Raw genomic sequence first — 21,401 nt, forward strand, 5'->3', positions numbered from 1 at the left:
GGGTCAGTCGCGTGGGAGCAGCCACGCCGCCAGGGCCGTCGTCGCGCAGAGTGTGGCGCCCGCGACGACGAGCCCCGTGTGCATCCCGGAGAGCGAGAACCCTGAGGCCCCGCCATCACTCCCGCCGCCCGCGAGGAGGGAACCGAAGAGGGCCACGGACATCGCGCCGCCCGTCTGGCGAAGGGAGTTGAGGAGGCCGGAGGCGGTGCCGGCGCGTTCGCCGGGGACGCTGTCGAGGAGTTGGGCGGTCAGCGCGGGGACCGCGAAGGCGCCGCCGAGACCCGTGGGGACGAGCAGAACGAGGACGAGCCAGAGCGGCGTGTCGGCGGTCAGCGGGACGAGCGCGAACATGGCGAGGGCGAGAATCGCCTGCCCGAGGACGATGACCTTACGCCGCCCGAGCCGTTCGGCGGCACGCGGCGAGACGAGGTTCGTCCCCGTGATGAACGCGGCGAGCGGCACGAACATCAGGCCCGCCTCGACGCCCGACATCCCGCGCAGCTGCTGGTAGTAGAGACCGAGGAGGAAGGTCACGCCGTAGAACCCGGCGTTCACGGCGAAGCCGACCGCGAGGGCGACCGAGACCGGCCGCCGCCGCAGCAGTTCGAGCGGCACCATCGGCGCGGCGTGGCGCTTCTCGGCGCGGTGGAAGGCGAATCCGGCGGCGACGGCCACGGCGAAGGCGGCGAGTACCGGTGCGCTCCCCCAGCCCAGATGACCGCCCTCGATGACCGCGAACGCAAGGCCGGCCAGGGCGAGTACGGCCGTGACCTGACCGGCGAGGTCGAGCGGCGCCGGGCGGCGCGGGGAGCGTGCGACCCGGGCCAGGAGGACGAGGATCACCGCGCCCACGGGCAGGTTGAGGAGGAACACGGACCGCCACCCGGCCGTCTCCGTCAGCACCCCACCGAGCACGGGTCCCACCGCGACGGACGCGGAACCCCCCACCGTCCACAGCGCGATGGCGCGGGCGCGGCGGCGCGGATCGTCGTACGCCTGCCGGATCAGCGCGAGCGAGGCGGGCATCACGACAGCCGCGCCCGCGCCCTGGGCCACCCGGGCCGCGATCAGCGCGCCGATCCCGGGCGCGAGCGCGCACGCCAGCGACGCGACGGTGAACAGCCCCACCCCCCACACATAGGCCCGCCGCGCCCCCGCCCGGTCGGCCAGCGCTCCGGCGGACAGCATCAGCGCCGCGAACATCAGCGTGTACGCGTCCACGACCCACTGCAGTCCCGCCATGCCCCCGTGCAGGGTGCTCCGGATGTCGGGCAGCGCGATGTTCACTGCGGTGACGTCGATGGTGATGACGGCGAACCCGAGCAGGGCGGCGACGAGCGCGACAGGGCCCGAGCGAGCGGGCCTGGCGGCACCGTCCTGGACGGGACTTGGCGCGAGGACAGCGGCGGACATGGGGCTCCTACGGTGAGATGGACAGCGGGGGAAGACCTGTCGCGGAGCGACAAGGCCGGTGGGGCAGCCACGGAGCGGCAGGCAACCGGCACCGCGCAGCGTGCGGCGTGCGGCGTGCGGCGTGCGGCGTGCGGCGTGCGGCGTGCGGCGCAGGCGGCTCGGGCCACCGCGGCCGCGGCCCGGTGCCGTGCACCCCCTGGGCCGCGGCGGCCCGAGCCGCCTGACGTCAACCACTCTGCGCCGAAGCCCCGCGCCGTGGCAGGCCGCACCTCACCGGGGTCCCGCGTTCCTGGCCCTGACACAGCCCCCCACGCCACCCCCGGCCCTCGTACCCCACCAGGGACAATGAGCGGATGACGGACAGCACATCGAGCGCCCCCGCGGCCACGGGAGCCGCCGCCCGTACCGGCACGGAACTGGGCCGGTACCTGCGCGCCCGCCGCGCCCAAGTGACCCCCGCCGAAGCGGGCCTCCCCGCAGGCGCGGGGATCCGCCGCACGCCGGGCCTGCGCCGCGAGGAGCTCGCCACCCTCGCCGGGGTGAGCGTCGACTACTACACGCGGATGGAGCGCGGCCGCGAGACCAACCCCTCCCCCGCCGTCATCGATGCCCTGGCCCGCGCCCTGCGCCTGACGGGCGAAGCCCACGACCGCCTGCGCGACCTGGCCGAGCTCGCCTCGGGCCGCCTCACGGAACCGCACCCGACGCCCGACCACACGGTCCGTGACTCCACGCTGCGCACACTGGAGGCGCTGGCCCCGCTGCCCGCGTACGTGGTGAGCAGGCACAACTACATGCTGGCCGCGAACGCCGCCGGCAAGGCGCTGCTCCCTGGCCTGTGGGAGTGGCCCGCCGAGCAGCGCAACCTCATCCGCTACGTCTTCCTGCACCCCGTCGGCCGCACGCTGTACCGGCCGTGGGAGGAGACGGTCGCCAAGTCCGTGTCACACCTGCGCGCGATCGGCGGCGCCGACACCGACTCGCCCCAGCTGACGAACCTGGTCGGCGAACTCCTCCTGAAGTCCCCGGACTTCGCCCGCATATGGGAGCGGTACGACGTGAGCGAGCGCGGCGGCGGCACCAAGACGATCGAGCACCCGAAGGTGGGTCCGATGACGCTCACGTACGAGGTGATGGCACTGGCGCGGACGGGCGGCCAGCGCATGGTCGTCTACCAGGCTCCGCCGGGCACGCCGGACGAGACGGCGATGCTCGGCCTGACCACACAGGCCTGACACAGTCGCCCGTCCGCCCGCCCGGCTCTCACTCCGCCGCGCACGAACTACCCGTCTTGGGCGTCTCGCCGTACAGCAGGAATCCGTTCACCTTGTCCTGCACGCACTCCGAACCCAGGTAACCCGTGTGCCCGTCGCCCTTGTTGTCCAGGACGACTGCCTGCGGTCCGAGCCGCCGCGCGGTCTCCTCCGTCCACCGGTACGGCGTCGCCGGGTCGCCGCGCGTGCCGACGAGCAGCAGCTTGGGCGTCTTCACGTCGCGTACGTCCTCACGGATGTAGGTGGTCCCGGGAGGCCGTCCGAAGCAGAGCAGCACGGGCATCAGCATCGACTTGCCGAAGACGGGCGAGGCGGCGTCGAACTCCTTCTGGAGCCTGCCGACTTCCTTCTCTATGCGCGCGGCGTCGGGCCGGTCCGGATCGTCGGCGCAGTTCACGGCCATGAGTGCGGCGGCCATGTTGTCCGCGGGCACTTCTTCCCCCATCGCGTCTTCACCCCGCACGGGCGCGTGTGCGAGCCCGCCGCTCATCCGGATCAGCGCCCTCGGATCGCCGTCCGCGAGCAGCGCTCCGAGGGCCTGTGAGAGCGCGGGCCAGGCCTGCCTGCTGTACAGCGCCTGACTGAGTACGCTGACGACGTCCTGCCCTGTGAACTCGGCGCCGTCCATGGATTGCAGCGGCATCTGGTCCATCTCCTGGATGAGCGTGACCATGCTCTGCCGCGCGTTGCGCGCGTCCGTGCCGAAGACGCAGCCGGCGTTCCCCGTGCACCAGGTGAGGAAGTTGTCGAGGGCGGTCTGGCGTCCCTCTGCGGTGGCGAGGGACTGTGCGGCGACGGGCTCGGTGAGCGTGTCGACGCCGTCGAGCGCCATCCGTCCGACCTTCTTCGGGAACTGGGCGGCATAGACGGCACCGAGCCGGGTCCCGTACGAGAACCCCAGGTAGTTCAGCTTCTTGTCGCCGAGGGCCTGCCGCATGACGTCCAGGTCGCGGGAGACGTTGACGGTCCCCATGTGCGGCAGGACGGGTCCCGACCGGTCCGCGCACTCCTTGGCGACCTTGCGCATCTCCTTGAGCACGGCGGCCGGGTCCTCGGCGCCGCCGGCCGTGGGATCGGTGCTCTCGTCGGCGTCGCCGCAGCTGACCGGGGCGCTCTGGCCGACCCCGCGCGGGTCGAAGGAGACGATGTCGTAGTCCTTGCTCAGGAAGCCGAACTCCTTCTGCGCGCCCGCGAGGGCGGAGACGCCGGGCCCGCCGGGTCCGCCGAAGTTCAGCAGCAGGGAGCCGCGCGGCTTGCCGCTGGTGCTGGACTTCATCCGGATCATCGCGAGGTCGACGGTTCCGGCGCCGGGCTTCGCGTAGTCGATCGGGACGGTCACCTTCCCGCACTGGATGCCCTTGGCGCCGCCCGTGGCCTCCGCCACGGCCTCGGTGTCGCCCTCACAACCGGCCCACTTGATCTTCTGCGTATAGAAACGCGCCAGGTCGGGCCGCTCACCGCCGTCGGCGGCGACGGCGGCACCCGGCACGCCGGATATCCCCGTCACGCCCGCTCCCGCGACGACCAGAACGGTGACGCCGGCGACTGCACAAGCCTTGCGCACGGCAACCTCCCAGGGTGTGCCCCTCGCTCACCCTAAGCGCGTGACGCGCCCCTCGCCCGTTCAGGGCACATACCTCGGCATATACCTCGAACAGCTCATAACCGACGAGTAACTCTACGCAGGAGTAACCACACCCAGCCGTGCCTCAAGGAGAGGGGAGGGGCGACCACCGGCGCCCCTCCATCAACCCCCCGAGCCCCGCCCACGCGAAGTTCATGAGCGTGCCCGCGGCCTCCTTGGCCGAGACGGACCCGTCCGTGTTGGCCCACCCCGCCAGCGACTCCGCCGCCCCCACCAGCGCCTGGGCGAGCCCCGCGACCTCCCGCTCGGGCAGCGACGGGTCGCCGTGCGCCGACCGCGCCGCCTGCGCGATCAGCGACGTCACGAACGTGACGATCTCCTCCCGCGCCGCGGCGACCTCGGCCGCGAACGGCTCCCCCTGCGTACGCGCCTGGGTGTGCAGCACCGACCAGCCGTCGGGCCGCTCGGCGGTGTGCGCGAAGAACGCCCGCAGCCCGTCCCACAGCTGCCGGTCGGCGGGCTCGCCCACGGCCCCGCCGGCGCCCTTGCGCACCGCGGCGACGAGCGCGGCGGCCTCCCGCCGGATGCACGCGCCGAACAGCTCTTCCTTGGAGTTCAGATAGAGATACACGAGCGGCTTGGACACCCCGGCAAGCTCCGCGATCTCGTCCATGGAGGCGGCCCGGTACCCCCGCTGCCCGAAGGTCCGCACCGCCGCGTCCAGCATCTGCTGCTCACGCACGGCCCGCGGCATCCTCTTCTGCCGCCGCTTCTCGCCCACGCCCACCCCGGCCCCCGCCTTCCCACGCTGTCCGTTCACCCGTCAGCGTACGGTCAACGGACACCGGGTCACGATCAGCGGAAAGCCCCGCCCCGGAATACCGGGACGGGGCTGCGGCCGAGGAACCGGCCGGAGGTCAGGCGGTGGCGGGCACCGCGTGGGACGAAGGCGACTCGTCGAAGTCGTCGAGCGGGGACGCCGACGCGCTCTCGTACGCCTCGTGGTCGAGGATCTTCTCGCGGGCGGCGACGATCACCGGCACCAGCGCCTGCCCGGCGACGTTCGTCGCGGTGCGCATCATGTCCAGGACCGGGTCGATGGCGAGGAGCAGGCCCACGCCCTCCATCGGCAGGCCGAGCGTGGAGAGGGTCAGGGTCAGCATGACCGTGGCGCCGGTCAGGCCCGCCGTCGCGGCCGAGCCGACGACCGACACGAACGCGATGAGCAGGTACTCCTTGATGCCCAGGTTCACGTCGAAGATCTGCGCGACGAAGATCGCGGCGATCGACGGGTAGATCGCGGCGCAGCCGTCCATCTTCGTGGTCGCGCCGAAGGGCACGGCGAAGGACGTGTACTCCTTCGGGACGCCGAGGCGCTCGGTGACCTTCTGGGTGACCGGCATGGTGCCGACCGAGGAGCGGGAGACGAACGCCAGCTGGATCGCGGGCCAGGCGCCCTTGAAGAACTGGAGCGGGTTGACCTTGGCGACGAACGCGAGCAGCAGCGGGTAGACGACGAAGAGGACCAGGGCGCAGCCGATGTAGATGTCCGCGGTGAACGTCGCGTACTTGCTGATGAGGTTCCAGCCGTAGTCCGCGATGGCGAAGCCGATGAGGCCGACGGTGCCGATCGGGGAGAGCTTGATGACCCACCACAGGGCCTTCTGGAGCAGGGCGAGGACGGACTCGCTGAGCTCCAGGATCGGCTGGGCCTTGTCGCCGATCTTCAGTACGGCGATACCGGCGACGGCGGCCATGAAGACGATCTGCAGGACGTTCAGCTCGGTGAAGGGCGTGATGACGTCCGTGGGGATGATCCCGGTCAGGAAGTCGATCCAGGAGCCGGCGTCCTCCGGGGCCTTGCCGTCCTTCGGGGTCAGGCCGGTGCCCGAGCCGGGGTTCGTCAGCAGGCCGATGGTGAGGCCGATGGCGACCGCGATCAGCGACGTGATCATGAACCACAGCAGGGTGCGGGTGGCGAGCCGCGCGGCGTTGTTGACCTTCCGCAGGTTGGTGATCGACACCAGGATCGCGAAGAAGACGAGCGGGGCGACCGCGAGCTTCAGCAGCTGGATGAAGGTGCTGCCCACCTTGTCCAGCGTGGTGACGAGCCAGGACACGTCCTGGTCGCGGGCGATCCAGCCGAGCAGCACACCGAGGACCAGGCCGCCGAGGATCTGCGCCCAGAAGGGCATCTTGAGGTACTTGGTTATCCGGAAGCGGGACTCAGGCTTCTCGGTCTGGCCCGTCTTGTCGGCGGGCGTCGCGGAATTCGCGGACACGGACACACTCCGGTGAGGAAAGTCAGGGTGAGGGGGACGTACGGGAGCGGCGACCGCGAAGGGTCAGCAGCGCCGCTGCAGCGGGGGTCACGTTCAGATGTGACAGGCCGCGGACATGCAGCGGCAGAGGTCGACATGCAGGCGCGCCACGAGCGGGACGCTCATGGCGTGACGGTGCGCTGCTGCTGTCTTCATGACAAACACGTTAACACTCGTGCTTTGAGAACATCAAAGGTCTTGTTTGAGGTAGCGGGCTTCCGCGAGCGCCCCGGAACGCCACGGAACGCCACGGAACGCACGAAACCCCGGCGCCGCAGCGCCGGGGTTCCGGTGAGAGTGATGAACGTTACGAACTACGAACTACGGACTACGAACGCTGGGCGCGCGCCACGTCGTCCGCCTCGTCCTCCTGGGTGCGGTTCGCCTCCAGGTTGGCCTTGGCGCGGTCCACGCGCGCGACGACGTCCATCGAGGCGCGGTCGCGCTCCTTGCGGAGGGCCACGAAGCTGATGGGCGCGGAGACGACCAGCGAGAGCAGCAGCACCCACAGCAGGTTCGAGTCGCCGAGTCCTCGCGGCAGGATCTCGGAGTAGACGAGGCCCCAGACGACCAAGAAGCAACCCACGAAGATTCCGAGGCGCATCAGCGTGTAGCGGAGCATGTCAATCCACTCTTCCGTTCCGAAATGGGCCCGAGCAGGACGAGCCTCTCCAGTGAAGCACGAGAGGGCTCGTCCCCGGCAAGGGGGTCATCCCCGGCAAGGGGTCAGACCCGCATCGCCTGCGGGGTCTCGCGCAGCATCGGATCGGGCCCCTCGTACTCGCGGATCGCCTCGTAGCGCGTGTTCCGCTCGACCGGGCGGAAGCCGGCCTCGCGGATCAGGTCGAGGAGGTCCTCGCGGGTCAGCTTGTTCGGCGTACCGAAGTTGTCCGCGTCGTGCGTGATCTTGTACTCGACGACGGAGCCGTCCATGTCGTCCGCGCCGTGCTGGAGCGCGAGCTGCGTCGTCTGGAGGCCGTGCATGACCCAGAAGACCTTGACGTGCGGGACGTTGTCGAAGAGGAGGCGCGAGACCGCGAAGGTCTTCAGGGCCTCCGCGCCGGACGCCATGGTCGTGCGCGCCTGGAGGCGGTTCCTGACCTTGCCGTCCTTCATGTCCACGAAGTCGTGCTGGTAGCGCAGCGGGATGAAGACCTGGAAGCCGCCGGTCTCGTCCTGGAGTTCACGCAGCCGAAGGACGTGGTCGACGCGGTGGCGCGGCTCCTCGATGTGGCCGTACAGCATCGTGCACGGGGTCTTCAGACCCTTCTCGTGCGCGAGGCGGTGGATGCGCGACCAGTCCTCCCAGTGGGTGCGGTGGTCGACGATGTGCTGGCGGACCTCCCAGTCGAAGATCTCCGCGCCGCCGCCGGTGAGCGACTCCAGGCCCGCCTCGATCAGCTCGTCCAGGATGTCGGAGGCCGACATGCCGGAGATCGTCTCGAAGTGGTGGATCTCCGTGGCCGTGAAGGCCTTCAGCGAGACGTTCGGGAGGGCCTTCTTGAGCTCGCTCAGCGAACGCGGGTAGTAGCGCCACGGCAGGTTCGGGTGCAGGCCGTTGACGATGTGCAGCTCGGTGAGGTTCTCGCCCTCCATCGCCTTGGCGAGGCGGACGGCCTCCTCGATGCGCATCGTGTACGCGTCCTTCTCGCCCGGCTTCCGCTGGAACGAGCAGTACGCGCAGGACGCGGTGCACACGTTCGTCATGTTGAGGTGACGGTTGACGTTGAAGTGCACGACGTCGCCGTTCTTGCGGGTGCGCACCTCGTGGGCGAGGCCGCCGAGCCAGGCCAGGTCGTCCGACTCGTAGAGCGCGATGCCGTCCTCGCGGGACAGCCGCTCACCGTCCCGGACCTTCTGCTCAAGATCGCGCTTGAGACCTGCGTCCATGCCCTCGCCCTTACCTCTCCAGCAACCCGCGGCCTACGGCCTGCGCCCTACGACAAACTCCCGCCAACCGTACGCCCCCGCGCCTCACTCCTCTTCGGGCAGCTCTCCGACCCGGTTCTCCCACTTCGTGGAGAGCACGATCGTCGTACGCGTCCGGGAGACGCCCCGCGTGCCGCTGAGCCGGCGGATCGTCTTCTCCAGGCCGTCCACGTCGCTCGCCCTGACCTTGAGCATGTACGAGTCGTCGCCCGCGATGAACCAGCAGTCCTCGATCTCGTGCAGGTCCTTCAGGCGCCGCGCCACGTCCTCGTGGTCGGCGGCGTCGGAGAGCGAGATCCCGATGAGGGCGATGACGCCGAGGCCGAGCGAGGCGGAGTCGACGGTCGCGCGGTAGCCCGTGATGACACCGGCCGCCTCGAGGCGGTTGATCCGGTCCGTGACGCTGGGCCCGGAGAGGCCCACGAGCCGCCCGAGTTCTGCGTACGAGGCCCGGCCGTTCTCCCGCAGGGCCTGGATGAGCTGCCTGTCCACGGCGTCCATAGGTGCGATGCCTTTCATTATTCAGCGATACCGCGAGTCTATGTGCAGAATCTAAGGCGCAACAGGGTCTACACCCTGTGAATCTTTCCCACGTGTCCACAGGACGGCCGCGCTGGAAGCGCTACTCCCCCCGGGAGCCGGAGCCGAGCTCTCCCTCCCACCGGCGGTACAGGCCGTGCGGCACCCGGGCCGCGTCCAGCACCCGCCCGGCGACGAAGTCCACCAGGTCCTGGATGTGCGTCGCCCCCGCGTAGAACGCCGGGGAGGCCGGCAGCACGATCGCGCCCGCGTCGTCCAGGCTCACCAGGTGCCTCAGCGTCTGCCCGTTCAGCGGCGTCTCGCGTACGCAGACCACGAGCCGTCGGCCTTCCTTCAGCGTCACGCTCGCCGACCGCTGGAGCAGATCCTTCGAGAGCCCCAGCGCCACCCCGGCCACGCACGCCGTGGACGCCGGCACGATCAGCATCCCCTTCGTCGCGTACGACCCCGAGGAAGGGCCGGCCGCCAGGTCACCGGCGGCCCAGTACCGCACGTCGGACACATCGGGGTCGAACACCCCCGGCTTGCCGTCCGCGCCGCGCGCCAGCCACTGCCGCAGGTCGTCCCGCCAGTGCGCGTCCCGGAAGGCGATGCCCGTCTCGTCGAGCAGCGTCAGCCGCGAGGCCCGCGAGACGACGAGGTCCACGCTCTCCCCCGCCGCGAGCAGCGCGCGCAGCACCGCGGCGGCGTACGGCGTCCCGGAGGCACCCGACACCCCCACGATCCAAGGCCTACGCTGCGTATCTCCTGGGTTCACGCTGTGCAGCCTATCCGTCGGCGTTTCAGACGGTGAGCCCGCGTACGAGCAGATCCAGCAGCGCGCACGCGAACAGGGCGATCCCGATGAAGCCGTTCACCTGGAAGAAGGCGCGGTTGAGGCGGGACAGGTCGTGCGGCTTCACGATCGAGTGCTCGTAGACGAAGGCACCGGCGACGACCGCGAGGCCGATCCAGAAGAACACGCCCGCGTCGGTGGACGCGGCGTACCAGACGAAGAGCGCCGTCGTCACGAGGTGGCAGCCGCGGGCGCCCCAGATCGCGGCGGGGATGCCGAACCGCGCGGGCACCGACTTCACGCCGACCTCGCGGTCCGTCTCCACGTCCTGGCAGGCGTAGATCAGGTCGAAGCCGCCGATCCACACGCCGACCGCGAGCCCGAGGATCACCGCCTGGCCCGACCACTCGCCGGTGACCGCGATCCACGCGCCGACCGGGCCCATCGCCTGCGCGAGGCCGAGGATCGCCTGCGGGAAGTTCGTGAACCGCTTGCCGTACGGATAGACGACCATCGGCACCACCGCGACGGGCGCCAGCGCCAGACAGAGCGGGTTGAGCAGCGCGGCCGACGCGAGGAACACGGCGAGCGCGATCAGCGCGCCCGTCCACGCGGACTTCACCGACACCGCGCCCGTGACGAGCTCGCGGTGCGCGGTGCGCGGGTTTCGGGCGTCGATCTCGCGGTCGATGATCCGGTTCGCCGCCATCGCGAACGTGCGCAGGCCGACCATGCAGACGGTCACCAGGAGCAGCCGCCCCCAGTGGATGTTCTCGTCCAGCCGGAACATCGCGGTCAGCGCGGCGATGTACGCGAACGGCAGCGCGAAGACGGAGTGCTCGATCATGACGAGCCGCAGGAATGCTTTGGTGCGCCCCGGCTGCGGGATCGCGGCTGATGCTGAACTCACGAGAGTCCGTACTCCTTCCAGCGACGGTCGACCTTCGCCGCCGTCTCCGGGTCGGACTCGACCATGTTCGGCCAGCCGCCGTCCCGGGTGTAGCCCTCCTCGGGCAGCTTCTTCGTGGCGTCGATCCCCGCCTTGCCGCCCCAGAACTGCTGGTACGAGGCGTGGTCGAGGTGGTCGACCGGGCCTTCGACGACGGTGAGGTCGCGGGCGTAGTCGGTGTTGCCGAGCGCCCGCCAGGACACCTCGTGCAGATCGTGGACGTCGCAGTCCTTGTCCACGACGACGATCAGCTTCGTCAGGGACATCATGTGCGCGCCCCAGATGGCGTGCATGACCTTCTGCGCGTGCTTCGGGTACTTCTTGTCGATCGAGACGATCGCGCAGTTGTGGAAGCCGCCCGACTCCGGCAGGTGGTAGTCGACGATGTCCGGGACGATCACCTTGAGGAGGGGGAGGAAGAACCTCTCCGTCGCGCGGCCGAGCGGGCCGTCCTCCGTCGGCGGGCGGCCGACGACGATGGACTGGAGCAGCGGCCGCTTCCGCATGGTCACGCAGTCGATCTTCAGCGCGGGGAACGGCTCCTGCGGCGTGTAGAAGCCGGTGTGGTCGCCGAAGGGGCCCTCCGGGAGCATCTCGCCCGGCTCCAGCCAGCCCTCGATGACGACCTCGGCGTGCGCGGGCACCTGGAGCGGGACCGTCTTGCAGTCGACCATCTCCACGCGCTTGCCCTGGATGAACCCGGCCAGCATGTACTCGTCCATGTCGCCGGGGAGCGGCGCCGTCGACGCGTACGTCACGGCAGGCGGGCAGCCGAAGGCGATCGCGACCGGCAGCTTCTCGCCCCTGCGGGCGGCCACCTGGTAGTGGTTGCGGCTGTCCTTGTGGATCTGCCAGTGCATGCCGATGGTGCGCTTGTCGTGGCGCTGGAGGCGGTACAGGCCGAGGTTGCGCACCCCGGTGTCCGGGTCCTTGGTGTGGGTCAGGCCCAGGTTGAAGAAGGAGCCGCCGTCCTCGGGCCAGGTGAAGAGCGCGGGCAGCTGCTCCAGGTCGACGTCGTCGCCGGTGAGCACGACCTCCTGGACGGGGGCCTCTTTCACCTTCTTCGGCGGTACGTGCGTCATCGCGCCGAGCTTCCCGAACGCCTCGCGCACCCCGACGAAGCCGTGCGGCAGCTCCGGCTTGAGCAGGCCGCCGATCTTCTCGCTGATCTCGCCGTACGACTTCAGGCCCAGCGCCTTCAGGAGGCGGCGGTCCGTCCCGTACACGTTCATCGCCAGGGGCATCGCGGAGCCCTTGACGTTCTCGAAGAGGAGCGCCGGGCCGCCGGCCTTCTGGACGCGGTCGACGATCTCGCCGACCTCCAGATACGGGTCGACCTCGGCCTTGATGCGCTTGAGATCGCCCTCGCGGTCCAGTGCCCGGAGCAGGGAGCGAAGATCGTCGTAAGCCATGCGTTCCAGTATCCGGCACCGGTTACCCTGGCCCCGTCACCGGGGGCCTGCACGCCTCCCGCCGTCACTGCTTGGGGGACCCCGCCACCATGCTCAGGTATCTGCCGTTCCTGCTGGTCCTGGCGGTGTGGATCTACGCCTTCATCGATGTCCTGAACACTCCGGAGAAGGAGGTCAGGCATCTGCCCAAGGTGGTGTGGGTCATCATCGTGCTGCTCTTCGGGGAGGTGCTGCTCGGCCCGATCGCCTGGTTCGTCACGGGCAAGAAGCGGCACGCGCCCGGCGCCGGAGGCGGCAGGACCCGCTGGGTCGCGCCCGACGACAACCCGGAGTTCCTGAAGTCCCTCAAGGAAGAGGACCCGGACGACAAGAAGCGCGACAAGGGCACCGAGGGCTGAGGACCCGTATCCGTGGAACTGCGGCTCCTCGTGACCTTCGAGAAGGTCGCCACCGTCCTCAGCTTCACCCGCGCCGCCACCGAGCTGAAGTACGCGCAGTCCAGCGTCACCAGCCAGGTCCGCGCCCTGGAGACCTCCCTCGGCACCGAGCTCTTCGACCGGCTCGGCAGCCGCATCCGCCTGACCGAGGCGGGTGAGCGACTCCTCCCCTACGCCCGGCAGATCATCGACCTCGCCGACGAGGCGCGGGCCGCCGTCGTCGACGCCGAGGAGCCGTCCGGCACCATCGCGGTCGGCACGATGGAGTCGCTGACGTCCTACCGCCTCCCGCCGCTCCTCGAACTCTTCCACCACCGCTACCCGAAGGTGCGGCTCTCGCTGCGGCCCACGCTGGGCGACGAGACCCGGCGGGCGCTGCGGCAGGGGACGTACGACGTGGGCTTCCTGATGGAGCCGGAGACCGAGCACCAGGGCCTGGAGACGGAGGTCCTCGCCGAGGAGCCGCTGGTCCTGGTCTGCGCCCCCGCCCATCCGCTGGCCGCGCGCGGGACGGACGGGCTCGTCACGGACGACCTGGCGTCGGCGCAGCTCGTCGGCACCGAGCCCGGCTGCCCGTACCGGGACCTCTTCGAGGCGGAACTGCGCGAACGGACCGGCACGCCGCCCCCGTTCATGGAGTTCGGCACCATCGAGGCGACCAAGCAGGGCGTGGCGGGCGGCCTCGGGGTGGCGCTGCTGCCGGCCGTGGCGGTGGCGCGGGAGCTGGCGGACGGCACGCTCGTCCGGCTGCCGTGGGAGCCGCCGTTCACGCTGTGGACGCAGCTCGCGTGGCGGTCGGGGAAGCGTCTGCCGCCGCAGGTGCGGCTGTTCGTGGAGCAGGCCGTGCGGCTCGTGCGGGAGCAGGTCCGGTCCCCCGGCCCAGGGTGACCTTGAGACTCGCCAGGACGATCAGCGGGACGCCGAGGCCCTGGACGGGCCCGATGTGGTGGCCGTAGACCGCCCAGTCGGCGACCATCGCGACCGCCGGGTAGGTGAAGGCGAGCACGGCGATCTTGGCGGTGGGCAGCTTGGCGTACGCCGCGTACATCAGGACGTACATCAGACCGGTGTGGATCACACCGAGCCCGGCGAGCCAGGCCCATCCGGCGCCCGTGCCGCTCATCGCGCCGACGTCGGCGAAGGGCAGCAACAGCGGGATTCCGACGACGACTTGGACCAGGGCGATCAGGTGCGGGCGGACGCCGGTTATGCGCTTTGTGGCGAGGGTGGACAGGGCGTAGAGGACGGCGGCGAGGAGCGCGAGCCCGATGCCGGCGAGCGATCCCGCGTCGCCCGGGCGCACCCCGGACACCAGCACCAGCCCGGCGAACGCGGCGACGAGCCAGCCCAGTTGGGAGCGGCTCAGGCGCTCGCGCAGGACGACGGCGCTGAGCAGCACCAGGAAGAACGGCTGCGTGTGGTAGACGACGGTGGCCAGGGAGATCGAGGTGGCCTCGTACGCCTTGAAGAGGAACACCCAGTTGAAGACGATGAACACGCCGCCGAGCGCGGCGAGTCCGAGCTTCCTGAGGGTGAGCCCGTGGTCGCGGAAGTAGCCGCGGGCCAAGGCGTACGCGCCGAGGGCGAGGGCGCCGAACAGGACGCGGAAGAAGACGACGTCGAACGCCGCCGCGCCGGACTCGACGACGAAGATCCCGAGGGTGCCGGAGAGCACCATCGCGGCGGTGAGCTGGGCGGTGCCCGTGCGCTCCGAAGACTTGGTGGTGGTCATGCCGCCGAAGCTACGAGCGGGCGTACGCCCTGGTCCACGCGCCAGTGGGGCGTCCTCCCGATGGCTCCATCGGTGCTGTCGATGAGGCCTGACCGGGGGCCCGGAGGGGCACGATGGGAGGCATGAGCAGCGCATCCCGCATTCCGACGGTCGACCTGCGGCCGTGGCTTTCCGGCGACCCCGACGCCCGCGCGCGGACCGCCCGCACCGTCGACGAGGCCCTGCGGACCGCCGGGTTCCTCCTGGTGACGGGGCACGGCGTCGACCCGGCGCTGCGCACGGCGATCCGGTCGTCGGCCCGCGGCTTCTTCCACCTGCCCGCCGAGGCGAAGCGGCCGTACGCGGTGCGGGTCGGCGGGCGCGGCTGGCTCGGCCCCGGCGCCGAGGCGAACAGCTACGCGGAGGGCACGCCCGCTCCCCCGGACCTGAAGGAGTCCCTGTCCTTCGCGGCGGACGACCCGACGGGCGACCCGGCCGTGGACACCGAGTGGTTCACCCCCAACACCTGGCCGGAAGAAACCCCCGAACTACGGGCGCTCGTCCAGACGTACCTCCACGAGATGCGCGCCCTCTCCGACCGCCTGCTCGAACTGCTCGCCGTGGCACTCGGCGAGGCCGACGACTTCTTCACCCGCCACACCACCCACCCCACCTGGGGCTTCAACATCAACTGGTACCCGGGCCGGGAGCGCGTCGGCGACCCCGAGCCCGGCCAGTTCCGCATCGGCCCGCACACGGACTTCGGCACGGTCACGGTCCTCGACCGGCAGGCGGGCCGGGGCGGCCTCCAGGTCTTCACGGACGAGGGCGGCTGGGAGGACGCCCCCTTCGACCCGGCCGCCTTCACCGTCAACATCGGCGACCTGATGGCCCGCTGGACCGGAAACCGCTGGCAGTCCGGCCGCCACCGCGTCCTCCCCCCACCCGCCGACCACCCCACCGAGGAGCTGATGTCCCTCGTCTACTTCTACGAGTGCGACCCGGGCACGGACGTTAAGGGCATCGACTCCCACGTGTACCTGAGGGGCCAACTGGACGCGATCACGGTGGAGTAGCCGGGCCGCGACACGCCTTCCGCGGCCCGGACACGCGCCTACGGACGCCGTCCCGCCTCGTCGACGACGACGCGCTGCAGGACGGCGGTGTGGGCGGTCACCGTGCCCTTCTTGAAGCCCGTCGGCAGGTCCTCGACCGCCACCTGCCGCTCACCGAGGAACTGCTTGGTCTTCTTGTCGAAGATCAGCTCCTGGCGTTCGCCGTCGTTCTCGCGGGTGATGGCCACACCGTGCCGCCCCGCCGCGTCCACCACGTCCCCGCGCACCTCGACGCCGGGGATCGTCGACGCGGCGAGGTAGAGCGCGGCCGCCTGCTTCGGCGGCATCAGACCGCCGCACAGGTCGCCGACCTGGACGAACGCGTTCTGGTCCTTGCTCTCGCCGCCCGAGGCCACCCGGTACAGCCAGTCCCGCATGTTCACCGGGTCGGTCGGCAGCTTCTGCAGGCTGCGGTAGTGGGAATCGCCCTCCACGAGCGGCAGGTCCGGCGGCATCCGCTCGTGGTCGAAGCCGTCGACACGGTCGTTGATCACCTCCGTGTGCTTGCCGTCCACCGAACTCCAGTACTCCCGGACGTGCAGGGGCTGGAGGCGCGACGTCTCGTCGCTGCCCGTCTCCATGTACCTCTCTTTGGTCTTGATGTACACGAACTGGTCGTCACGCAGGCCCTTCGGGGCGGGCTGTGCCTTCGCCGCCGCGGCGATCTCCTCCAGCATCCGCACGGTCTCCTCCGACGGCGGCCCCGCCTGCGCCGCCCGGTCGCCGAACGGTGAGGCGACCAGGACGCCCGCCGTGACGGCCGCGGCCACCGCTCCCGCCACGAGCGCGGGCCGGAACCAGACCTTCCGTCGCGCGGGCGCCGTCTTCTCGTTCTGCCGGATCTCGGTCAACAGGTGCTCCTTGAGCAGGTGATGACGGCCCGGCGGAAGGTCGCGCTCGGGAAGCTCGTTCATCGTTCTCCCTCCCTGATGGGCCTGACCGCGGACGTGCGGCCACCTCTTACCTGTCCGTGCCCCTTGCGGGGTTCCACGGCTTTCGCGAGTTTTGTACGGGCCCGGGAGAGCCGGGAGCGCACGGTGCCGACCGGAATGCCGAGGGCCCGCGCGGCGGCGGTGTATTCGAGCCCCGACCAGACGCAGAGCGCGAGCACCTCACGCTCGGCGCGGCGCAGCTTCGCCAGCGCCGTACGGACCACGGCGAGCTGTTCCTCGTCGTCGATGCGCCCGGCGAGCTCGTCCGCGAAGTCGGGGACCGGCTCGTCCCGCGGCAGCCGGGCGACGGCGGCCGCGTGCCTGCGGGCCGCCCGGCGCACGTTGCGGGTGACGTTGGTGGCGACGCCCAGCAGCCAGGGCCGCAGCGACCCGCCGTCGGCGTCGACCCGGCCGCGCAGCCGCCACGCGTCGAGGAAGGTCAGGGACACGATGTCCTCGGCCGATGACCAGTCGCCCGTCAGCCGGTAGGCGTGGTTGTAGACGGAGCGCGCGTACGCGTCGAAGAGCTCGCCGAAGGCATCGGCGTCGCCGTCCCTGATGCGGACGCGCAGCGCTCTGTGACGTGCCTGAGGTTCCCCCTGATTCGTCTCCACGCCCTTTGACTGTCCGTACGGCAAAGGCCGGTTCCCGTGACCTGGGTCACGGGAACCGGCCTCACGAGGCGGCGCTGCGGCGGGTCAGACGCCGGCGTACGAGTGCTTGCCGGTGACGAAGATGTTCACTCCGTAGTAGTTGAACAGCCAGCAGCCGAAGGCGATCAGGGCCAGGTAGGCGGCCTTGCGGCCCTTCCATCCCGCGGTGGCGCGGGCGTGGAGGTAGCCGGCGTAGGCGACCCAGGTGATGAAGGACCAGACCTCCTTGGGGTCCCAGCCCCAGTAGCGGCCCCAGGCGTCGCCCGCCCAGATCGCGCCCGCGATGATCGTGAACGTCCACAGCGGGAAGATCGCGGCGTTCAGGCGGTACGAGAACTTGTCGAGGGAGGCCGCCGAGGGGAGGCGCTCCAGGACGGAGGTGGCGAACTTGCCGGGCTGGCCGCCGCCCGCCAGCTTCGTCTCGTAGCTGTCGCGGAAGAGGTAGAGCATCGTCGCGACGAACCCGACGTAGAAGACCGCGCCGCAGAAGATCGCGGTGGAGACGTGGATCCACAGCCAGTACGAGTGGAGGGCCGGGACCAGCTGGTCGCTGTCGGTGTACAGGACGGTGACGGCGAGGCCGAGGTCGAGCAGGACCGTCGTGACCAGCGGGAGGCCGAGCCAGGCGATGGGCTTCTTCAGCGCGAGCAGCACCAGGTACACGCCGACGGCGACGGTGGAGAAGGTGATGCTGAACTCGTACATGTTGCCCCACGGCGCGCGCTGCACCGACAGGGCGCGGGTGAGGACGCCGCCGAACTCCAGGAGGAAGGCGAGCACCGTGAGGGAGACCGCGATGCGGCCGTAGAGGTCGCCCTTCTCGTCCCCGGCGGAGGCGCCGGGACCGTCCGGCACGTCACGCGTACCGGCCACGGACCGGGTGACGACCTTCGGCCGCTCCAGGGTGGCGGTGCCGCCCTTGGCCTGGACGGTGACCGCGGGCGCCGCGGCCGCGGCGGTCTTGCTCGGGGTGAGCGCCGCGGCGGTGCGGGCGACCTTGCTGCGGCTGCCGAAGAGCCACTCCGCCATGTGCGCGAAGAAGGCCAGGAGGTAGACGGCCATCGCGGAGTAGATCAGCACGTTGCTGATGTGTGCGAGGTTTTCGTTGGGCTCGGCGGCCAGGGTGGTGGCGAGATTCACTTCTCGGCCCCTTCGGCAGGTACGACATCGGCGTTGGGCTCGGGCGCCGTCGGCGCCTGGTCGTGCAGGTGGGCGGCGAGCTGGGAGAGCTCCTCGGGGACCTTCGCGGACTCGCTGCGGCCGAGGCCCGCCATCTCCACGACGGTGACGCCGTCGGCGCCCCGGACCGCCCGCACCCACACGCGGCGGCGCTGGATGAACAGCGAACCCGCGAGACCGGCGACGGCGGCGATCGCGCCGCCGAGCGCCCATCCGGTGCCGGGCTGCTGCGAGATCTGGAAGGTCGCCCACTCCTTGAGGTTCTTCTCGAAGGTGATCGACCCGGCGCCGTCCGGGAGCTTCATGGTCTCACCGGGGCGCAGCCGCTGCTTGAACAGCTGGCCGTCGGCGTCCTTGAACTTCTTCATCTTGCGGGTGTCCAGCTGGTACACGTTCTGCGGGACACCGGCGTCGACGCCCAGGCTGCCGTGGTACGCGGACAGCGCGAGCACCGGGTACTCGGCGGCCGGGAACTGCGAGAACATCTGGCCCTTGCCGACGCCCGCGAAGGTCGGCACGAAGAAGGCGTTGAACCCGAGCTGGTCCGGCTTGCCGTTCTTGTCGCGGTAGTTGTCCATGACCTTGATGGCGCCGGTCGCGGTGCCGTTCTGGTCGATGGGCAGCAGCGGCACGGACGCCCGGTAGACGACCTTGCCCTTGCCGTCGCGGACGGTGACCGCGGGGGCGAAGCCGTGGCCGATGAGGTAGACCTTCGAGCCGTCGACCTCCAACGGCTTGTTGACCTCGATGGACTTCTTCTTCTCGGGGCCGTCGGCGCCCTCGGTGTAGGTGACGTCCGCACGGTAGGTGCGGGCCGTGCCGCGGTTGGGGCCCGACTTCTCGTACGTACCGACGAACCTGTCGAGCTTGAAGCTGAACGGTTCGAGGTTCGCGGAGTCGAAGAGGCTGCCGGACTTGAAGTCGTCGTACTGGCTGAGGGTGTTGGCGAAGCCGTCGCCCTCCATGATCAGCTTGCCGCCCTCGGACTTGAAGAGCTGCCCGGCGGCGAACGCGATCAGCATCACGATCAGCGCGATGTGGAACATCAGGTTGCCGGCCTCGCGCAGATAGCCCTTCTCCGCGGCGACCGAGGCGCCCGCGCCGGAGCCCGCGGTGTGCGCGCGGAAGCGGCGCTGCCTGAGCATCGTCAGCGCGGCCTCGTGCACCTGCTCGGGGTCGGCCTCGGTGCGCCACGTCGTGTACGCGGGCAGCCGCGTCAGCTTCTTCGGCGCGCCCGGCGGGCGGCCGCGGAGCTGGCCGACGAACTGCCAGGTGCGGGGCACGATGCAGCCGATGAGGGAGACGAAGAGCAGGATGTAGATCGCGGAGAACCACACCGAGCTGTAGACGTCGAAGAGCTGCAGCTTGTCGTAGATCGGGGCGAGCGTGGTGTGCCGCTCCGTGAAGTCCTGGACCTTGAGCTCGTCGACGTTGTTCTGCGGGATCAGCGAACCCGGGATCGCGCCGAGGGAGAGCAGCAGGAGCAGGATGAGCGCGACCCGCATCGACGTCAGCTGCCGCCAGAACCAGCGCAGCCAGCCGATGACACCGAGCTTGGGGAGGTTGGGCGCCGACTCGTCCCGCTCCCTGTCCCGCGGGGCGGTGGACATGCTGGCGCCCGCGGCACCGAATTCACCCTGCTCGTCAGGGGTTCCGGTCTTGCCCTCGGGCGCTTCCGTCTTGCTCATGGATCAGATCCCCACCGAGTAGCTGCTGGTCCAGACCTGCATGTCCTGCACGATGCTGTCCCACACACCGGTGACGAGGAGCAGGCCGGTCGCGATCATCATGATGCCGCCGACGCGCATCACCCACGCGTAGTGCCGCTTCACCCAGCCGAAGGCGCCGAGCGCCTTGCGGAAGGCGACGGCCGCGAGGATGAACGGAATGCCGAGCCCTAGCGAGTACGCGACACCGAGGATCGCGCCGCGCTGCGGATTGGCGCCGTCGAGGGAGAGGGCCATGACCGAGGCGAGGGTCGGGCCGATGCACGGCGTCCAGCCGACGGCGAAGAGGGCGCCCACCACCGGCGCGCCGGCCAGCCCGACGGCGGGCCGCTTGTGGAAGCGGAACTCGCGCTGGGTCAGCCACGGCATGAGCCCCATGAAGAAGAGCCCGAGGACGATCATCACCACGCCGAGCGTCGTGTTGATGGCGCTCTGGTGCTCCTTGAGCGTGCGCCCGAAGGCACCGAAGAAGACGGTGGCGGAGACGAAGACGACGGTGAACCCGGCCACGAAGAGGCCGGCCCCCGCGGCCATCCGGCCGCGCCGCGCCTCGCCGAGGTCCTGGCCGCCGACCCCGGTGACGTACGACAGATAGCCGGGCACCAGCGGCAGGACGCACGGCGAGAAGAAGGAGACGAGGCCGCCGAGCACAGCGACCGGGATCGCGAGGAGCAGGGCCCCGCTCATGACGGTCTCGTTCGGACCGACGACGGCCGCGAGCGTGGACATCACTTCTCCGCGAGGACGGGGTCGATCATCTTCCGCAGCTTCTCCTCGCTCAGCGGCTGCTGAGCGCGGGCCGCGATCTTCCCGTCCCGGTCGACGACGAGCGTGGAGGGAATGGCGTTCGGGTTGAGCGAACCCTGGGGGAAGCGCAGCATCAGCTTCCCCATCGGGTCGTACAGGCTCGGGTAGGGAACCTTGTGCTGCTTCTCGAACGAGATCGCCGGGCTGCGCTCGGGGTCACGCGTGTTGATCCCGACGAACTCGACGCCCTTGGACTTGGTCTCCTTGGCGAGCTTCACGAAGTTCGGCGCCTCGGCCCGGCACGGTGCGCACCAGGAGCCCCAGACGTTTATGACGACGATCTTGCCCTTGTAGGCCTTGGTGATGTCGAGCTTCTTGCCGTCGAGGGTCTCTCCGTCGAGCGACGGGTTCGGCTTGCGGTCGCCCTTCTTGACGGTGGCGATGCCATCGGACCCGGCGACGAAGTTGGTGTTTCCGGAACCGCCCGACACGCCGCCTGAGCTGCAAGCGGTCAGAGCCAGCGCCGCGACCGCGGCGCCTGCGGTGAGCAGGGCGGCACGGCTGCGACGGTGACTGCTGCTATCGACGCGGTGTGGGGCACGGCAGGCAACACTCATGTGAAAAGTTTCGCATGTCCATTTCGGGGATCTTCCGCACCCCCTCCACCGAACGAATCGCCCACTTCAGGCGCCCGAAAGACGC

20 protein-coding genes and 1 pseudogene are annotated in these 21,401 nt (G+C 70.3%); 4 read left to right on the forward strand and 17 right to left on the reverse strand.

The annotated features are described in order from the left end of the window. Positions 1 to 3 precede the first annotated feature (3 nt). On the reverse strand, positions 4 to 1,413 hold the full coding sequence (locus ACH4D5_RS38085) for an MFS transporter (protein ID WP_398312589.1): 1,410 nt from the start codon (positions 1,411 to 1,413) through the stop codon (positions 4 to 6). A 353-nt stretch (positions 1,414 to 1,766) separates the two neighbouring features. Here ACH4D5_RS38085 and ACH4D5_RS38090 point away from each other — a divergent pair, with 353 nt between their 5' ends. After that, the gene (locus ACH4D5_RS38090; RefSeq protein WP_398312592.1) at positions 1,767 to 2,648 is read left to right on the forward strand and encodes a helix-turn-helix transcriptional regulator; all 882 of its coding nucleotides are present in this window, start codon (positions 1,767 to 1,769) and stop codon (positions 2,646 to 2,648) included. Positions 2,649 to 2,676: 28 nt separating this feature from the next. Here ACH4D5_RS38090 and ACH4D5_RS38095 read toward each other — a convergent pair whose 3' ends face one another. The 9 genes from ACH4D5_RS38095 to ACH4D5_RS38135 all read right to left on the reverse strand — a co-directional run bounded on the left by ACH4D5_RS38095 (position 2,677) and on the right by ACH4D5_RS38135 (position 12,198). Further along, positions 2,677 to 4,251, reverse strand: a complete 1,575-nt coding sequence (locus ACH4D5_RS38095; protein ID WP_398312595.1) for an alpha/beta hydrolase — start codon at positions 4,249 to 4,251, stop codon at positions 2,677 to 2,679. Between the two features lie 145 nt (positions 4,252 to 4,396). After that, positions 4,397 to 5,026, reverse strand: a complete 630-nt coding sequence (locus ACH4D5_RS38100; RefSeq protein ID WP_398312772.1) for a TetR/AcrR family transcriptional regulator — start codon at positions 5,024 to 5,026, stop codon at positions 4,397 to 4,399. Positions 5,027 to 5,189: 163 nt separating this feature from the next. Next, the gene (locus tag ACH4D5_RS38105; protein WP_398312598.1) at positions 5,190 to 6,554 is read right to left on the reverse strand and encodes a dicarboxylate/amino acid:cation symporter; all 1,365 of its coding nucleotides are present in this window, start codon (positions 6,552 to 6,554) and stop codon (positions 5,190 to 5,192) included. Between the two features lie 367 nt (positions 6,555 to 6,921). Then, positions 6,922 to 7,215 (reverse strand): DUF4229 domain-containing protein, encoded by a 294-nt coding sequence (locus ACH4D5_RS38110; protein WP_362996552.1) that lies wholly within the window; start codon positions 7,213 to 7,215, stop codon positions 6,922 to 6,924. A 104-nt stretch (positions 7,216 to 7,319) separates the two neighbouring features. Further along, positions 7,320 to 8,483: an aminofutalosine synthase MqnE gene (gene mqnE, locus ACH4D5_RS38115; protein ID WP_398312601.1), complete on the reverse strand. Its 1,164-nt coding sequence runs from the start codon at positions 8,481 to 8,483 to the stop codon at positions 7,320 to 7,322. Positions 8,484 to 8,567: 84 nt separating this feature from the next. Continuing rightward, the gene (locus tag ACH4D5_RS38120; RefSeq protein ID WP_030791839.1) at positions 8,568 to 9,023 is read right to left on the reverse strand and encodes an Lrp/AsnC family transcriptional regulator; all 456 of its coding nucleotides are present in this window, start codon (positions 9,021 to 9,023) and stop codon (positions 8,568 to 8,570) included. Between the two features lie 121 nt (positions 9,024 to 9,144). Next, positions 9,145 to 9,819 carry a UbiX family flavin prenyltransferase gene (locus tag ACH4D5_RS38125; protein WP_398312605.1) on the reverse strand — a complete coding sequence of 225 codons (675 nt, stop codon included), beginning with the start codon at positions 9,817 to 9,819 and terminating at the stop codon, positions 9,145 to 9,147. A 25-nt stretch (positions 9,820 to 9,844) separates the two neighbouring features. After that, a complete protein-coding gene (gene mqnP / locus ACH4D5_RS38130) occupies positions 9,845 to 10,747 on the reverse strand; it encodes a menaquinone biosynthesis prenyltransferase MqnP (RefSeq protein ID WP_398312608.1) in 903 nt (300 codons plus the stop codon). Then, the gene (locus tag ACH4D5_RS38135) at positions 10,744 to 12,198 is read right to left on the reverse strand and encodes a menaquinone biosynthesis decarboxylase (RefSeq protein WP_398312611.1); all 1,455 of its coding nucleotides are present in this window, start codon (positions 12,196 to 12,198) and stop codon (positions 10,744 to 10,746) included. The genes mqnP and ACH4D5_RS38135 overlap by 4 nt, the downstream gene beginning before the upstream one ends. 89 nt (positions 12,199 to 12,287) lie before the next feature. Between ACH4D5_RS38135 and ACH4D5_RS38140 the strand changes: the two genes are divergently transcribed. Continuing rightward, positions 12,288 to 12,596 (forward strand): PLD nuclease N-terminal domain-containing protein, encoded by a 309-nt coding sequence (locus tag ACH4D5_RS38140; RefSeq protein WP_398312614.1) that lies wholly within the window; start codon positions 12,288 to 12,290, stop codon positions 12,594 to 12,596. 12 nt (positions 12,597 to 12,608) lie between these two features. Continuing rightward, positions 12,609 to 13,499, forward strand: a pseudogene (locus ACH4D5_RS38145) (LysR family transcriptional regulator); the annotation flags it as partial. On the opposite strand, the gene ACH4D5_RS38150 reads toward ACH4D5_RS38145, so the two are convergent. Further along, positions 13,402 to 14,367, reverse strand: a complete 966-nt coding sequence (locus ACH4D5_RS38150; protein ID WP_398312617.1) for a DMT family transporter — start codon at positions 14,365 to 14,367, stop codon at positions 13,402 to 13,404. The pseudogene ACH4D5_RS38145 and the gene ACH4D5_RS38150 sit on opposite strands and share 98 nt — an antisense overlap. Positions 14,368 to 14,489: 122 nt before the next feature. On the opposite strand from ACH4D5_RS38150, the gene ACH4D5_RS38155 reads away from it, so the two are divergent. Then, on the forward strand, positions 14,490 to 15,422 hold the full coding sequence (locus tag ACH4D5_RS38155; RefSeq protein ID WP_398312620.1) for an isopenicillin N synthase family dioxygenase: 933 nt from the start codon (positions 14,490 to 14,492) through the stop codon (positions 15,420 to 15,422). Between the two features lie 38 nt (positions 15,423 to 15,460). On the opposite strand, the gene ACH4D5_RS38160 is transcribed toward ACH4D5_RS38155, so the two are convergent. The 6 genes from ACH4D5_RS38160 to ACH4D5_RS38185 all read right to left on the reverse strand — a co-directional run bounded on the left by ACH4D5_RS38160 (position 15,461) and on the right by ACH4D5_RS38185 (position 21,316). Next, complete coding sequence (locus ACH4D5_RS38160; protein WP_398312623.1) at positions 15,461 to 16,375, reverse strand: CU044_5270 family protein; 915 nt, start codon at positions 16,373 to 16,375, stop codon at positions 15,461 to 15,463. Then, positions 16,372 to 17,007, reverse strand: a complete 636-nt coding sequence (locus ACH4D5_RS38165) for an RNA polymerase sigma factor (protein ID WP_398312626.1) — start codon at positions 17,005 to 17,007, stop codon at positions 16,372 to 16,374. Before ACH4D5_RS38165 ends, ACH4D5_RS38160 begins: the two co-directional genes overlap by 4 nt. An 84-nt stretch (positions 17,008 to 17,091) precedes the next feature. Continuing rightward, positions 17,092 to 18,186 carry a c-type cytochrome biogenesis protein CcsB gene (gene ccsB / locus ACH4D5_RS38170; RefSeq protein ID WP_398312629.1) on the reverse strand — a complete coding sequence of 365 codons (1,095 nt, stop codon included), beginning with the start codon at positions 18,184 to 18,186 and terminating at the stop codon, positions 17,092 to 17,094. Beyond that, positions 18,183 to 19,913 carry a cytochrome c biogenesis protein ResB gene (locus ACH4D5_RS38175; RefSeq protein WP_398312632.1) on the reverse strand — a complete coding sequence of 577 codons (1,731 nt, stop codon included), beginning with the start codon at positions 19,911 to 19,913 and terminating at the stop codon, positions 18,183 to 18,185. Before ACH4D5_RS38175 ends, ccsB begins: the two co-directional genes overlap by 4 nt. 3 nt (positions 19,914 to 19,916) lie before the next feature. Beyond that, positions 19,917 to 20,681 carry a cytochrome c biogenesis CcdA family protein gene (locus tag ACH4D5_RS38180; RefSeq protein ID WP_398312635.1) on the reverse strand — a complete coding sequence of 255 codons (765 nt, stop codon included), beginning with the start codon at positions 20,679 to 20,681 and terminating at the stop codon, positions 19,917 to 19,919. Continuing rightward, positions 20,681 to 21,316 (reverse strand): TlpA family protein disulfide reductase, encoded by a 636-nt coding sequence (locus tag ACH4D5_RS38185; RefSeq protein ID WP_398312638.1) that lies wholly within the window; start codon positions 21,314 to 21,316, stop codon positions 20,681 to 20,683. The genes ACH4D5_RS38180 and ACH4D5_RS38185 overlap by 1 nt, the downstream gene beginning before the upstream one ends. Between the last annotated feature and the right edge of the window lie 85 nt (positions 21,317 to 21,401).

This window comes from Streptomyces sp. NPDC018029 (assembly GCF_044327655.1).
In the GTDB taxonomy this organism is placed as follows: Bacteria; Actinomycetota; Actinomycetes; order Streptomycetales; family Streptomycetaceae; genus Streptomyces.